Origin of the sequence: Bacillus sp. F2HM, from assembly GCF_019266135.1 — a bacterium.
Classification (GTDB): Bacteria; Bacillota; Bacilli; order Bacillales; family Bacillaceae; genus Bacillus; species Bacillus safensis.
On the sequence record NZ_LRMO01000003.1, the window covers coordinates 78458 to 91412 of the forward strand.

At 42.7% G+C, this 12955-nt stretch carries 17 protein-coding genes; 15 read left to right on the plus strand and 2 right to left on the minus strand.

What is annotated here, in order from left to right; translation table 11 throughout:
* Window positions 1–90: 90 nt before the first annotated feature.
* Genes ctaD through ctaG form a run of 4 tightly spaced genes read left to right on the plus strand, consistent with a single transcriptional unit; the run spans window position 91 to window position 3823 of the window.
* On the plus strand, window positions 91–1962 hold the full coding sequence (gene ctaD / locus AWT60_RS03295) for a cytochrome c oxidase subunit I (RefSeq protein ID WP_024424779.1): 1872 nt from the start codon (window positions 91–93) through the stop codon (window positions 1960–1962).
* Window positions 1962–2582 (plus strand): cytochrome c oxidase subunit III, encoded by a 621-nt coding sequence (ctaE, locus tag AWT60_RS03300; protein ID WP_024424780.1) that lies wholly within the window; start codon window positions 1962–1964, stop codon window positions 2580–2582. Before ctaD ends, ctaE begins: the two co-directional genes overlap by 1 nt.
* A 2-nt stretch (window positions 2583–2584) precedes the next feature.
* Window positions 2585–2914 carry a cytochrome c oxidase subunit IVB gene (gene ctaF / locus AWT60_RS03305; protein WP_024426910.1) on the plus strand — a complete coding sequence of 110 codons (330 nt, stop codon included), beginning with the start codon at window positions 2585–2587 and terminating at the stop codon, window positions 2912–2914.
* Window positions 2915–2944: 30 nt separating this feature from the next.
* Window positions 2945–3823, plus strand: a complete 879-nt coding sequence (gene ctaG / locus AWT60_RS03310) for a cytochrome c oxidase assembly factor CtaG (RefSeq protein WP_034281665.1) — start codon at window positions 2945–2947, stop codon at window positions 3821–3823.
* A 193-nt stretch (window positions 3824–4016) separates the two neighbouring features.
* Here ctaG and AWT60_RS03315 read toward each other — a convergent pair whose 3' ends face one another.
* On the minus strand, window positions 4017–4382 hold the full coding sequence (locus AWT60_RS03315) for a YugN family protein (RefSeq protein WP_041108878.1): 366 nt from the start codon (window positions 4380–4382) through the stop codon (window positions 4017–4019).
* A 134-nt stretch (window positions 4383–4516) separates the two neighbouring features.
* Here AWT60_RS03315 and AWT60_RS03320 point away from each other — a divergent pair, with 134 nt between their 5' ends.
* From AWT60_RS03320 to coaD, 9 genes are all read left to right on the plus strand, one after another.
* A complete protein-coding gene (locus AWT60_RS03320; protein WP_024426912.1) occupies window positions 4517–4966 on the plus strand; it encodes a CBS domain-containing protein in 450 nt (149 codons plus the stop codon).
* Window positions 4967–5087: 121 nt separating this feature from the next.
* The gene (locus AWT60_RS03325; RefSeq protein WP_024424280.1) at window positions 5088–6131 is read left to right on the plus strand and encodes a CAP domain-containing protein; all 1044 of its coding nucleotides are present in this window, start codon (window positions 5088–5090) and stop codon (window positions 6129–6131) included.
* Window positions 6132–6241: 110 nt separating this feature from the next.
* Complete coding sequence (locus AWT60_RS03330) at window positions 6242–6655, plus strand: YlbD family protein (RefSeq protein ID WP_041108880.1); 414 nt, start codon at window positions 6242–6244, stop codon at window positions 6653–6655.
* 19 nt (window positions 6656–6674) lie between these two features.
* The gene (locus AWT60_RS03335; protein WP_024424278.1) at window positions 6675–6923 is read left to right on the plus strand and encodes a YlbE-like family protein; all 249 of its coding nucleotides are present in this window, start codon (window positions 6675–6677) and stop codon (window positions 6921–6923) included.
* A 73-nt stretch (window positions 6924–6996) separates the two neighbouring features.
* Entirely contained in the window at window positions 6997–7404 is a 408-nt protein-coding gene (locus AWT60_RS03340) for a hypothetical protein (protein ID WP_041108882.1), read from the plus strand.
* A 57-nt stretch (window positions 7405–7461) separates the two neighbouring features.
* Window positions 7462–7911 (plus strand): regulatory iron-sulfur-containing complex subunit RicF, encoded by a 450-nt coding sequence (gene ricF, locus AWT60_RS03345; protein WP_007499807.1) that lies wholly within the window; start codon window positions 7462–7464, stop codon window positions 7909–7911.
* Between the two features lie 65 nt (window positions 7912–7976).
* Window positions 7977–8249: a YlbG family protein gene (locus AWT60_RS03350; RefSeq protein ID WP_024424276.1), complete on the plus strand. Its 273-nt coding sequence runs from the start codon at window positions 7977–7979 to the stop codon at window positions 8247–8249.
* Window positions 8250–8559: 310 nt separating this feature from the next.
* The gene (gene rsmD / locus AWT60_RS03355) at window positions 8560–9117 is read left to right on the plus strand and encodes a 16S rRNA (guanine(966)-N(2))-methyltransferase RsmD (RefSeq protein ID WP_024426916.1); all 558 of its coding nucleotides are present in this window, start codon (window positions 8560–8562) and stop codon (window positions 9115–9117) included.
* A 1-nt stretch (window position 9118) separates the two neighbouring features.
* Window positions 9119–9601 carry a pantetheine-phosphate adenylyltransferase gene (coaD, locus tag AWT60_RS03360; protein WP_024426917.1) on the plus strand — a complete coding sequence of 161 codons (483 nt, stop codon included), beginning with the start codon at window positions 9119–9121 and terminating at the stop codon, window positions 9599–9601.
* A 13-nt stretch (window positions 9602–9614) separates the two neighbouring features.
* Here the strand turns inward: coaD and ylbJ are convergent, their stop codons facing one another.
* Window positions 9615–10823 (minus strand): sporulation integral membrane protein YlbJ, encoded by a 1209-nt coding sequence (gene ylbJ / locus AWT60_RS03365; RefSeq protein ID WP_041108885.1) that lies wholly within the window; start codon window positions 10821–10823, stop codon window positions 9615–9617.
* A 156-nt stretch (window positions 10824–10979) separates the two neighbouring features.
* Here ylbJ and AWT60_RS03370 point away from each other — a divergent pair, with 156 nt between their 5' ends.
* On the plus strand, window positions 10980–11759 hold the full coding sequence (locus AWT60_RS03370) for a patatin-like phospholipase family protein (RefSeq protein WP_041108887.1): 780 nt from the start codon (window positions 10980–10982) through the stop codon (window positions 11757–11759).
* Window positions 11760–11763: 4 nt separating this feature from the next.
* The gene (locus tag AWT60_RS03375; RefSeq protein WP_041108889.1) at window positions 11764–12792 is read left to right on the plus strand and encodes a SepM family pheromone-processing serine protease; all 1029 of its coding nucleotides are present in this window, start codon (window positions 11764–11766) and stop codon (window positions 12790–12792) included.
* Window positions 12793–12955 lie beyond the last annotated feature (163 nt).

The following is a 12955-nucleotide window of genomic DNA, read 5'->3' on the forward strand; positions in this document are numbered from 1 at the left end:
TCGTCATCTGTCAGACATAGTCTGCTTAAAGGATCGTGAAGAAAGACATCTATATGAAAAGGGGCAAATGGGAGATAAGAGGGGGATTTCATGGTGAGTACAATAGCTAAAAAGCGGGGGTTTGGCGCTGTCTTATGGGATTACTTGACAACGGTTGACCACAAAAAAATTGCCATATTATATTTAGTGGCAGGGGGATTTTTCTTTTTGGTTGGCGGCCTAGAAGCGATGTTTATCCGTATTCAGCTAGCCATCCCTGAAAATGATTTTGTCAGTGCAGGGGTTTACAATGAAATCATGACGATGCATGGAACGACAATGATTTTCCTTGCAGCTATGCCGCTGTTATTTGCATTAATGAATGCGGTAGTACCAATTCAAATTGGTGCACGTGACGTAGCATTTCCGTTTGTGAATTCACTTGGTTTTTGGTTATTCTTTTTCGGAGGAATTTTCTTAAACCTTGGATGGTTTATGGGCGGAGCACCTGATGCAGGCTGGACTGCATACGCTTCGCTCACGCTGAATTCAGAAGGTCATGGAATGGATTTCTACATTTTAGGTTTACAGATCGCGGGTATTGGTACGCTGATTGCAGGAATTAACTTTCTTGCAACGATTATTAATATGAGAGCGCCTGGTATGACGTATATGAGAATGCCGCTCTTTACTTGGACGACATTTGTCGCCTCCGCACTTATTTTATTCGCATTCCCTCCGCTGACAGCAGGGCTTGCGATGCTGATGCTTGATAGAATGTTTGACACGAGCTTTTTCAATCCAGAGCTTGGAGGAAATACAATCATCTGGGAGCATTTGTTCTGGATTTTCGGACACCCGGAAGTATATATCTTGATCCTGCCGGCATTCGGAATCTTCTCTGAGATCATTCCGGTGTTTGCAAGAAAAAGATTGTTTGGTTACTCGTCCATGGTGTTCGCTACTGTATTGATTGGTTTCCTTGGATTCATGGTGTGGGCGCATCACATGTTCACTACGGGGCTTGGACCTATCGCCAATGCGATCTTTGCTGTAGCGACCATGGCAATTGCGGTGCCAACAGGAATTAAAGTATTCAACTGGCTGCTCACGATATGGGGCGGTAATGTGAAGTTTACAACGCCGATGCTTTATTCTGTTGCCTTTATTCCGTCGTTCTTACTTGGCGGGGTAACTGGGGTCATGCTTGCGGCAGCTGCAGCGGATTATCAGTTCCATGATACGTATTTTGTTGTGGCGCATTTCCATTACGTCATTATCGGCGGGGTTGTATTCGGTATTCTAGCAGGTGTGCATTACTGGTGGCCGAAGATGTTTGGAAAAATACTGAATGAGAAGCTTGGGAAAATTGGCTTTGTGCTGTTTTTCATCGGTTTCCATTTAACTTTCTTTATCCAGCATTTTCTCGGTCTATGGGGCATGCCGCGCCGGGTCTTTACATTCCTGCCAGGTCAGGGTCTCGAGCTTGGGAACTTAGTCAGTACGATTGGGGCACTGTTTATGTTTGTAGCTGTTGTGATCATGCTGATTAACATCATCTGGACAACAGCCAAAGGAGAGCGTGTATCGAGCGATCCTTGGGGAGACGGAAGAACACTTGAATGGGCAGTGTCTTCGCCTCCGCCAGAATACAACTTTAAACAGCTTCCGCTTGTGAGAGGACTAGATCCATTATGGATTGAAAAAATGGATGGTAAAAAAGGAATGACAGCATCTGAACCGCTCGATGATATTCACATGCCGAATAACTCCATCTTGCCTGTCATTATCTCATTCGGTCTATTTGTGTCAGCGTTTGGTTTCATGTATCGTCAAGAGCACAGCTGGGGGCTTCCGGTGATCTTCATTGGTCTTGGTATTACGTTTGCGACCATGCTCGTTAGGTCTCTGAAAGATGATCATGGATACCATATTCACAAAGAAGATTTGACCGACGACGATGATAAAGGGGTGAAAGCATAATGGAACCACAAAAAATGACGGCGGAAACCTTTCCGGCTTCTCCTGAGAAGGCCACGTTAGAAGGGAAGAATAAGTTTGTCGGGTTCTGGCTGTTTCTTGGAGGAGAAACCGTTCTGTTTGCATCGCTTTTCGCCACTTATTTGGCGCTGAAAAACTCAAATGCAGGCGGAGCAAAAACAACTGATATGTTTGACCTCACACTTGTCTTTATTGCCACAATGCTTCTATTAACGAGCAGTTTAACGAGTGTGTATGCCATGTATCATATGAAAAACTTTGCCTTTAAAAAGATGCAGCTTTGGCTTGGTATCACGGTCCTTTTAGGTGCTGGATTTTTAGGGGTTGAGATTTATGAGTTTTATCACTATGTGCATGCGTATGAATTTACGATTACCAGCTCTGCTCTTGGTTCTTCCTTCTATACACTTGTAGGAACTCACGGAGCTCACGTTGCCTTCGGACTTTGCTGGATTACCGCTCTTATGATTCGAAATATGAGACGCGGACTTGATTTATACAATGCGCCGAAATATTATGTGGCAAGTCTCTATTGGCACTTCATTGATGTTGTGTGGGTCTTCATCTTTACCGTTGTATATTTAATGGGAATGGTGGGATAAGAATGGGAAATAAAAACACAAATCAGTCCAAAGTCGATCTTGTATATCGTAAAAAGAAAAATGCCGAGGAAATGAAGCATCAGCTCATTTCCTTCGGCTTGATGATTGGATTAACATTTGTTGCGTTTTTAACGATCGCCTCAGAAGACGTTGGAAATTGGTTCGCAGTACCATTTATTTTACTGCTTGCAGGCATTCAGGTAGCTTTTCAGCTTTATTATTTTATGCACATGAACCAAAAAGGGCATGAAACACCCGCCTTGTTTCTATACTCAGGTGTGTTTGTTGCGTTTATTACCGTATTAGCCTTTTTGACCATTATATGGTGGTAAACCCGCTTTGCCCTTGAAGGAGGCGCAGCAATGGAGAACTTAGAAATATTCGGATTTCGGGCATTATGGAGCCCTTATTATTTGACTTGTATTGTGATAGCAGCTGCTCTTTATCTGCTTCTTGTGACAAAGGGAAAGCACCGTGCGACGGTGAAAGAGAAGACGTTATTTCTGACGGGGCTTGTTCTGTTATATGCTGTGAAAGGGAGCCCAATTGATTTAATGGGGCATATTATGTTTAGTGCACATATGGCGCAAATGGCGGTGCTATACTTAGTCATCCCGCCTCTCCTTATTACAGGATTGCCTCCAGCCATATGGGAGCGGATCATTCAAACACCAGGTATTCAAGCTGTTTTCCGGTTGTTTTCCAAACCTTTAATTGCACTGCTTGGATTTAACGGATTGTTTTCGCTGTATCACATTCCGCTTGTGTTTGATTTTGTGAAAACAGATCCGTTTTACCACGCATTGATGACGGTGGTTATTTTTATCGCTGCCTTTTTCATGTGGTGGCCGCTTGTCCATAAAGTCCAAAGTCAGCCGCAGATCACAGGCATTTTGAAGCTTGGATATATCATGGCAGACGGGATATTGATGACTCCGGCCTGTGCACTCATCATGTTTAGTGAAGCACCGATCTATGCAACCTATTCTGATGCCGGCGCATGGATACAAGCACTGCATTTATGTGTGCCAAGTGATATGCTTGCAGGCCTTGCTCTCACTGGCCCTGATATGTTCCACACCTTGCCGCTGCTAGAGGATCAGCAGCTAGGTGCGATTTTGATGAAAATTATTCAGGAGATTGTGTACGGCTCTATTCTTGCTGTTGTCTTCTTTGACTGGGCAAGAAAAGAAAGAGCGAAAGATGCCGTACCAGATGCGCTTATTCCGAAATATGAATAAAAAAAGCACAGCCAGATGGCTGTGCTCAGCGTGTAGACAAACCCTCGCATTCGGTGTCAGTCCTGCGCTCCAGTGCTCACGAATGTTTCAATTCGCTCCGCTCCGGTGCTCGTCCTTCCTAGACTGCAAAGGTTTTCTATCACGCTGAAAAGAAGACAAAGGGCTAAAATCAACATCATTTTAGCCCTTTGTTTTATGCTTCAGCCGTCATGGCTTCTAGTTTTTCCTTCAGCTGTGCAAGTGTTTTTTTGCTTGATTGAATGAGAGACTTAGGGAATTCTTCGCCTTCGCCGTATTCAACGCCATGTGGATAATAGTGTTTTCCAAGTAACGGTGTTAGAAGCTGAATGTGTGCCTTTTTGGAACCGACATCTCCTTCAGTAGCGTAGCCGGAAATCCGTAAATAAAAGGTTCCCTCTACCATGCTGTACTTTCTGTCGTATGTCACACGCTCATAATCCCATTGATCGGCTCGTACAAATCCTTCACTTTCCATAATGAAATCTAATTTATTTAAGTCAGCTGATACCTTTTCAATCCCCGTATCTTCAAACTTCACCCAAAACCCCTCCTTATAAAATTTCCCTTTACTGACAATCATAGTATGAAAGCGTTAAACTTTCAACTGTGAAAGGTATGTTCTTTTATAAGCTGGTTACAGTAATAAAGAAAATAACGGATGGAGGAATCAACATGAAAACAAAAAAAATCAAAGATATTATGACAAAAAAAGTAGTGACATGTCAGCAAGATGACAATACGTATGAAGCAGCAGTCAAAATGAGAGATGCTGATATCGGTGCCATTCCAGTGGTTGACGGAGATCAGCTCGTTGGGATAGTGACAGACCGTGACCTTGTGCTTAGAGGCATTGCAGAAAAAAAGCCAAACTCACAGGAAGTGGGCTCGCTGATGACAAAGGAAGTGCTAACAGCTGAAGAAGATGCAACACTTGAAGAAATTGTCCGGCTCATGTCAGAGCATCAGCTCCGCCGCATTCCAGTTGTAAAAAACGGCGCATTAACAGGGATTGTCGCTCTAGGAGATTTATCAGTCGAAGATTTATCAAATGATCGCGCGGGAGAGGCACTGACAGAAATCTCTCAACAGGATCAAGATCATGGGCAAGGATTTCTTCATTAAGAGGGCATATTTTAAATTCGTGTTAAATAGGCTGTATTGTCGTTGATAAATGGAGCAAGTTTTGTTTAAATGACAGTAGAAGGTACTTTTTGTACCTTGCCAATTTAACGGAGGTGTTTATTTGAAAACTGTGCTCAAAACACTCCTCATCCTCCTGATTATATCTGGAACGTACGTTCTGTTTATTCAATATGGATCTTCACCAGAAAAAGAAAACAGCAATGAACCGAAGGTGTCTAATGAAGAAACATCTAGCGATAAGCCGATCAACATCCCAAAAAAGGGACTCATGTCCTTTATGGGGAAATCTTCAAACGAAGTGCTTAAACAGCTGGGAGAACCAGATCGCATTGATCCTTCCGCATATGATTATGACTGGTGGATTTACAACCAATCGAAGAAGCACTATATTCAAGTAGGGGTAAAGGATAGTAAAGTGGTGACCTTGTTTGCAACAGGAGACGGTCTGAATGTAGAACCGTTTAAAATCGGTCAAGCCACGAGTGAAGTATTTAAGAAAACACAAATTGCACCTTACATTCATGTGGAGGATGAACAAAATTCATACCGCTTTGAATTCTCAGAAGATGATATGAATACAAGACCCACTGTGAAAGTGGGAGATGATGTGTATGTTCAGCTTTACATGGATAAGTTTGAAAGCACCCTTTCAAGTATCAGGGCCTTCAACGCAGATACATTTGTGAAACAAAAGCCGTATGAGGTGGTCTACCGAGGTCAATTGGTAGAACCTGAAGCGATATCAGGTGAAAAGTGGAAAGATATCGAAGCTTCCAGTCAAAAACAAATTTTTGATATGACCAATATTATCCGCCATAAGTACAACCTGCCGATCTTAAAGTGGGATGATGAAACCTCTGAAGTGGCCTTCATGCATAGTGAGGACATGAAAGAGAATCATTATTTCTCCCATGAATCTAAAAAATACGGTACGCTGAAAGACCGGTTAGAAAGAGGCGAGGTGGGCTTTCAGCTCGCAGGTGAAAATATTGCCTATAACTATGTCGATGGACCTGCAGCGGTAGAGGGCTGGCTCAATAGTGAAGGTCACAGGAAGGCGTTATTAAATAAAGATTACACGCATCTTGGCGTAGGGGTGAAAGAAAAATATTACACCCAAAATTTCATCAAGAAAACATCTTAAACGAAAGCAGCTGCATGGTCGTAGCTGTTTTTTTGATGGTGAAAAAGAGGCTCACCAAAACAGATGCTGGTGTATATAGTATAGTAGGCATTTGTATGGGGGGTGAGGATATGACAAACAAGCAAAAACAAACATCCATTGATGAATTTAAACAATTCGTCAGACGCCATCCGAAGTTAATTCAAGAAGTGCAAACGCAAGAAAAAAGCTGGCAAAGTGTATACGAGAATTGGGTCATGTTTGGTGAGGAAGATGAGATGTGGTCACCTTACCGGCAATCGAAATCTGAAGATGCGAAAGAAGAAAGAGACTCTAAGCCAAGTGAAGCAGGAAAAGCAGATTTTATGTCTAAAATGGTTTCTGCTGTGAAAAAAATGGACGCTGATCAAATGAATGAACAAATTAACAAAATGAGCCAGTCTATTTCCTCTTTACAAAGCTTACTCGGCCAATTTTCATCCAACGGTTCAAAGAAAGGTTCATCTGGAGGCAGTCAGCACCCATTCTCCTTCAGGAAAGATTAAGTGAAAGGGGATGCTTCTGGTGCGAAAAGAAGTACAGGAATTTGTCATGGCCGAAGAGGAGCGAATCAAATTCATAAGGCAGCGTCCTATCTGGTACAGACAGCTGACGCGACATCCTGAAAATCTAACGTCCTTTGAATTAGATAAAATGAACTTTTACGAAAAAACCATTCCTCATCGTGTGAGTCAGTTGAGCAATAGCGTCCAAATGGCTGAAATGATGATTCAAATGTTCCAAGCAATGCGCAATCAAAATGGAGCCGGCTGAGGCTTTTTTTGAGTTGATTAAGATGTCTATTTCCTGAGCATCCTATAAACGTAGATGAAAGGAGAATCAGATGATGAAATGGATGCTGTCAATAGGCGCATTGCTTTTTCTTGTCACCGGGTGTCAAAGTCAACATGGAGAAGAGCAAGTGATTAAGCAAGACCCAGCAGTACCAGTCATGCAGCAAGCCCAAAGCGAAATGAAGCAGCAAGGCTTTTTGAAATACAAAGTGCAAGGGTCGTCTGTCTATATAGAAAGTACACTTCAAGATTTTCATCTTCAGCCAGAGCGTCTGAAAAAGAACGAGAAGGCGGGATATTTTACAGTGTATGTAGACGGGAAACGTGCAGGGAATGAGTATACCGCGGCATTTGTGGTCAAGCATCTTTCAAAAGGAAAGCATAAAATGACTGTTATGCTGAATTCCCGTCATCCAGAATATAAACAGAAAAGAGAAACATGGGATGTATTTGTCACGTAAAAGCATTTTCTGATCCATAGGTTTCGTGGTAAACTATGAATTGGAGGTGCAACATTTATGTATGCGACAATCGAATCTGTGGAGCTCCAAGAGGAAGCAAATCAATTGGCTGCCATGATTCTTCAGTCGGAGGAGGCTGAACATTACCGCAACTGCTTTAAGCGTCTCCAGCAAGACGAAGAAGCCCAACAAATTATTGCCCATTTTACAAAAGTAAAAGAGCAGTATGAGGATGTGCAGCGGTTTGGCAAATATCATCCGGACTATAGAACGATCTCAAAGGAAATGCGTGAGGTCAAAAGAAAGCTAGATCTTCACGATACAGTGGTTGATTTCAAAAAAGCAGAAACAGCGATTCAATCCATCTTAGATGAGATTAGTATTGAAATCGGTCAAGCTGTATCAGCATATATTAAAGTTCCAACAGGGAACCCATATTTTGATGGTCTATCATCATGCGGCGGTGGCTGTGGATCAGGTGGCAGCTGCGGCTGTAAAGTATCTTGACGAGACTTGAATGTCTCGTCTTTTACATAATGAATGAAAAGAATTGAAAAGCGGCAGGTGAAAAGATGGAAACCAAACGTCAAGGGATGGTCGTCTGGCTGCATTCGTTAAAGCAGTCAAAAGCGCTAAGAAAATTCGGAAATGTTCACTATATTTCAAGGAAAATGAAATATGCTGTGATCTATTGTGATATGGATGATCTTGAGCGCCATATGGCTAAACTCAGCTCGTTACCATTTGTGAAACGTGTTGAGCCTTCATATAAACCTTTTATTAAATTAGAGTACGAATCCAAATTGGACAAAGCAAAAGAGTATGATTATAAGGTGGGCTTTTAAAGACACAAAAAAATCCCCGCGGCATCACCCGCGGGGTCCTTCTATTCTTAATGATTCATTAAGGAGAAGGCAAAGGGAGAGGAGAAACCGGAGGAAGAACTTATGGGGAAACGTAAGTCTTCTCCGCGGTTGGCAACAGCACCACATCAGATGCTGTTATAAGTAGTATGACCCCGGATTTCTTGATCTATACATAGAAAATGAATGAATATCATTGCATTGTTCCTTGAGGAGTGATGTGGTAAGATAATGTTGAATTTTTTGTCATAAACAATGACGAATAGAAGCAAGTAGAAAAAGTGGTGGAAAAATGAGAGTCATCTCTGGAACGAGAAAAGGCCGCACACTTAAAGCGGTACCAGGTCAATCAACAAGACCGACGACAGATAAAGTAAAAGAATCAATTTTTAATATGATCGGCCCGTATTTTGATGGCGGATGGGCTCTTGATTTATTTGCAGGAAGCGGTGGTTTAGGGATTGAAGCGCTTTCTAGAGGATTCGATCATTGCATATTTGTTGATCGAGATATAAAGGCGATTCAGACGATTAAAGGAAACCTGAATCAATTGTCGCTAATGGATCAAAGTGAAGTGTTTCGAAATGAAGCAAAGCGTGCACTTGCAGCTGTTGTGAAACGAGAGGAATCCTTTCAAGCCATTTTCCTTGATCCGCCCTATAAAGATCAACAGCTAAAAGCACTTCTTGAAATGATTGACGAGCACGCCTTGTTAACAGATGACGGCGTGATCGTGTGTGAGCATGATAAAGATGTGAAGCTGCCAGAAGAAGCAGGACAGCTTCACATCACAAGGCAGGAACTGTACGGATTGACTGGTATTACGATCTATAGAAAGCGGGGAAATTAGCATGGGGAACATAGCCGTTTGTCCGGGCAGCTTCGATCCAGTCACATTGGGGCATTTGGATATCATCAAAAGAGGTGCAAAGATTTTTGATGAAGTGTATGTATGTGTACTAAATAATTCATCTAAAAAACCGTTATTTACTGTTGAAGAACGGTGTGAGCTTATTCGCCAAGCAACGAAGGAGCTGCCAAATATCAAAGTTGAATCGTTTCACGGCCTGCTTGTTGATTATGCGAAGCAAAAAGAAGCCAAAGTCATTTTACGCGGACTAAGAGCTGTGACGGACTTTGAGTATGAGATGCAAGGCACCTCAATGAACAAAGTGTTAGACGATGAAATTGAAACGTTTTTTATGATGACCAACAATCAATATTCCTTCTTAAGCTCCAGTATTGTCAAAGAAGTAGCGAAATATCATGGGGCAGTCAAAGATCTTGTACCAAAAGAGGTAGAAGCAGCGCTGAAGGAAAAATTTAATGGATGAGTGCACCCAGCACTCATCCATTTTTTAATTTCCGATAGTATAGCGCGATATACACAATCAAGCTGCAAAGTGTGATCAAAGGACCAGCTGTCACAAGCTGATTCCAAAGCACGCTGCTGAACATGACGACCTGCTGGCCTGCATCAAAGGCACCCGCTGGGAGAGCCATGTCTGATCGAGAGACATAAAGAGGCTTGAATAATAAAAAGGCAAAAACAGCTGCATAAATCCCGTGAAGCAAGCGGGCAAAGAAAAACGGTTTAAAGCGGATATCGGTTGCCGCTAAAATGCCGGCGACTTGGGCTTGAACAGAGAACCCGCTGAATCCTAAAATAAAGCTGACGACAATGGTTTTAGCGAGAAGGGTGACTTCCTGTGACCCCGTCATCTGGCTTCCTAATGTGATTTCAAATAAACCGGCAATCATGGCAAGGTCTAATTCTGGCGGAAGATGCAGCGTTTGCAGCATATATCCGAGCCCTATAGATAAAAGGTCTGTCACATGGACAACTGACAGCATTTTGCTAAACACAGAAAATAAGATGATAAAGCCGCCAATCATAAAGAGTGTTTGGACTGATGACATGACTGCATCACTTAACATTTGGCCGAGCGGTCTTTTCTCTGCGAGTCTTGCTGTATGAAGAGCATTGAATGCCTCTTTAAACGGGGGGAATAAAAACTTCTTACGGCTTCTTAGGTGTGCATCATGGCGCGCTTTATATCCCCGCATCGTCACACCAACAGCGAGATTCCCTAAATAATGAGCGCTGGCCAATACAATGCCTAAAGCTGGATGATGAAAAAAACCAACAGCCACCGCACCGAAAATAAACAATGGATTCGATGAATTTGTAAAGGAAACGAGACGCTCTGCTTCGATCCGCGTCAGCTGCCTTTCCTGCCTCAGTCTTGTCGTTAATTTCGCACCAGAAGGAAACCCTGAAGCCATTCCCATAGCCAGTACAAATCCGCCTACACCCGGCACCCGGAAGATGGGGCGCATAAATGGCTCTAATAATACCCCGACAAATCTGACAATCCCGAAACTAATTAATAGCTCGGACAAAATAAAAAAAGGAAGCAATGATGGAAATACAACCTCCCACCACATTGCAAGTCCATTTTTCGATGCTTGCAAAGAGGCTTGTGGGTGTGTAATCACAGTGGCTGTTAAGAAAATAAAAAAAGCAGCGATGAACAGAGTGTTCCATTTTTTCATGGAGATTTCGCCCCTTGCCGTTATGATCTATTGGCGAGCTCGTGATTATAGAAAAAGAAACTAGCCGAGCCTGTCTTCTATTACTATACGAGCAGTAGGGGCATGTTTAGACCTATAGATTCGTATATATGCATAGAAAGAGGAGGGTGGATTTTCATGAAGCGACCGATCATCGGGCTTGCACTAGGCTCCGGGGGTGCGAGGGGAATGGCGCATATCGGGGTTTTGTCTAGTCTTGAGAAGCAAGGGATACAGGTAGATATGATCGCTGGAAGCAGTATTGGCGCACTTGTTGGGAGCTTTTATGCGGCAGGACAAGACGTAGAAAAAATGAAAAAACTTGCACTTGTCTTCAGAAGAAAGTATTATGCTGACTATACACTGCCAAAAATCGGTCTTTTAAAAGGAAATCGAATTTTGCAGCTGATTCACACGTTTACATATGGGAAAACATTCGAAGAATTAAGAATGCCCCTTGCGGTGGTTGCCTGTGACCTCGAGACAGGGGAAAAGGTTGTGTTTAAAGAAGGGTCTGTCTCACAAGCAGTCAGAGCAAGCATTAGCATTCCAGGCGTGTTTGTTCCTCACGAAATGGGCGGCAGACAGCTAGTGGATGGAGCGGTTGTTGACCGCATTCCTGTGTCCGTTTTAAAAGAAATGGGCGCAGACCTTATTATCGCCTCTGATGTATCAAGGGTGAAAAAAACAGAAAAGGCGACGAGATTATCGGATGTGATTATGCAAAGTTTGGACATCCTTCAAAATGAATTGGTCCGTCATCAAACCATTCATGCAGATCTCATGATCCGGCCGAGGCTTGAAACATTTAGCTCTAGTTCGTTCACACAGGTTCAGGAGATGATTGAAGCTGGTGAGTTCGCCGCAGATCAACTAGCAGGTAAACTGAAAGATGTCATTGATAAATGGGAGTGTTAATCGAATGAAAAAATTGAATATTCGCTGGCTTAGCTTTTTTGTCATTGTTCTTGTCTTATTTGGCTTAACTTTTGTTAAACTGCCGTATTATGTGACAAAGCCGGGTGATGCAACAGAGATTGCCCCTCACATTCAAGTGGACGGTGGATACGGCGAGAAGGGCAGCTTCTCTCTTATGACGATAAAAGTAGGCCCAGCAAATCCGTATACGTATTTGCTTGCGAAAATGAATAAATATGACGAGATCGTCCCAGAAGAAAATATTAAAGCGGACGGAGAGTCGGATGAAGATTATATGAAAAGACAGCTTCAGTTGATGAAAAGCTCTCAAGAAAATGCCATGATTGCAGCGTATACAAAAGCAGGCAAAAAAGTAGATTATACGTTTAATGGGGTATATGCGAGCTACGTCATGAAAGGCATGCCTGCTTACGGCAAAATTGAAGTGGGCGACCGGATTAAAAGCGTTGATGGCCAGACGTATGATTCTGCTGATAAAATGGTGTCGTATATCAGCCGTCAAAAAGCTGGTACATCTGTCCGTTTTGTCCTTGAACGAAACGGCAAGGATATCACGCAGAAAGTGAAGTTGAAGCCTTTTAAAGAAGAGCCGAACCGAGTCGGAATTGGCGTATCATTATTTACAGACCGAAATGTGAAAGTGTCGCCTTCTATTAAGGTGGATATTGAAAATATCGGCGGCCCGTCGGCAGGTTTAATGATGTCACTTGAAATTTATAACCAGCTGACAAAAGAAGACGAAACACATGGCTATGCGATTGCAGGGACTGGAACGATTGACGCTGATGGTACGGTCGGGCCAATTGGCGGAATAGATCAAAAGGTTGTTGCAGCAGATAAAGCAGGAAAAGATATCTTCTTTGCACCAAACGATAAAGGTGATCCAAATTCAGACTACAAAAATGCAGTGAAAACAGCGAAAGATATTAAAAGTAATATGAAAATCGTTCCTGTGGACACAATGCAGGACGCATTGAACTATTTAAACAAGTTAAAAGAGAAAGCATCTTAAGTGAAAAAAGAGCAGCCTTCATCAAAGGCTGCTCTCAGCGTGTAGACAAACCCTCGCATTCGGTGTCAGGTCTCTGCGCCGGTACTCACGAATGTCAAATTCGCTCCGTTCCGGTGCTCGCCCTTCCTAGACTTCAAAGGTTTTCTATCACGCTGAAAAGAAG

What these genes read in the sequence shown, in the direction of transcription:
- ctaD (WP_024424779.1), top strand. Translation starts at nt 91, where the DNA reads ATGGTGAGTACAATAGCTAAAAAGCGGGGGTTTGGCGCTGTCTTATGG.
- ctaE (WP_024424780.1), top strand. Translation starts at nt 1,962, where the DNA reads ATGGAACCACAAAAAATGACGGCGGAAACCTTTCCGGCTTCTCCTGAG.
- ctaF (WP_024426910.1), top strand. Translation starts at nt 2,585, where the DNA reads ATGGGAAATAAAAACACAAATCAGTCCAAAGTCGATCTTGTATATCGT.
- ctaG (WP_034281665.1), top strand. Translation starts at nt 2,945, where the DNA reads ATGGAGAACTTAGAAATATTCGGATTTCGGGCATTATGGAGCCCTTAT.
- AWT60_RS03320 (WP_024426912.1), top strand. Translation starts at nt 4,517, where the DNA reads ATGAAAACAAAAAAAATCAAAGATATTATGACAAAAAAAGTAGTGACA.
- AWT60_RS03330 (WP_041108880.1), top strand. Translation starts at nt 6,242, where the DNA reads ATGACAAACAAGCAAAAACAAACATCCATTGATGAATTTAAACAATTC.
- AWT60_RS03340 (WP_041108882.1), top strand. Translation starts at nt 6,997, where the DNA reads ATGAAATGGATGCTGTCAATAGGCGCATTGCTTTTTCTTGTCACCGGG.
- ricF (WP_007499807.1), top strand. Translation starts at nt 7,462, where the DNA reads ATGTATGCGACAATCGAATCTGTGGAGCTCCAAGAGGAAGCAAATCAA.
- AWT60_RS03350 (WP_024424276.1), top strand. Translation starts at nt 7,977, where the DNA reads ATGGAAACCAAACGTCAAGGGATGGTCGTCTGGCTGCATTCGTTAAAG.
- rsmD (WP_024426916.1), top strand. Translation starts at nt 8,560, where the DNA reads ATGAGAGTCATCTCTGGAACGAGAAAAGGCCGCACACTTAAAGCGGTA.
- coaD (WP_024426917.1), top strand. Translation starts at nt 9,119, where the DNA reads ATGGGGAACATAGCCGTTTGTCCGGGCAGCTTCGATCCAGTCACATTG.
- ylbJ (WP_041108885.1), bottom strand. Translation starts at nt 10,823, where the DNA reads ATGAAAAAATGGAACACTCTGTTCATCGCTGCTTTTTTTATTTTCTTA.
- AWT60_RS03370 (WP_041108887.1), top strand. Translation starts at nt 10,980, where the DNA reads ATGAAGCGACCGATCATCGGGCTTGCACTAGGCTCCGGGGGTGCGAGG.
- AWT60_RS03375 (WP_041108889.1), top strand. Translation starts at nt 11,764, where the DNA reads ATGAAAAAATTGAATATTCGCTGGCTTAGCTTTTTTGTCATTGTTCTT.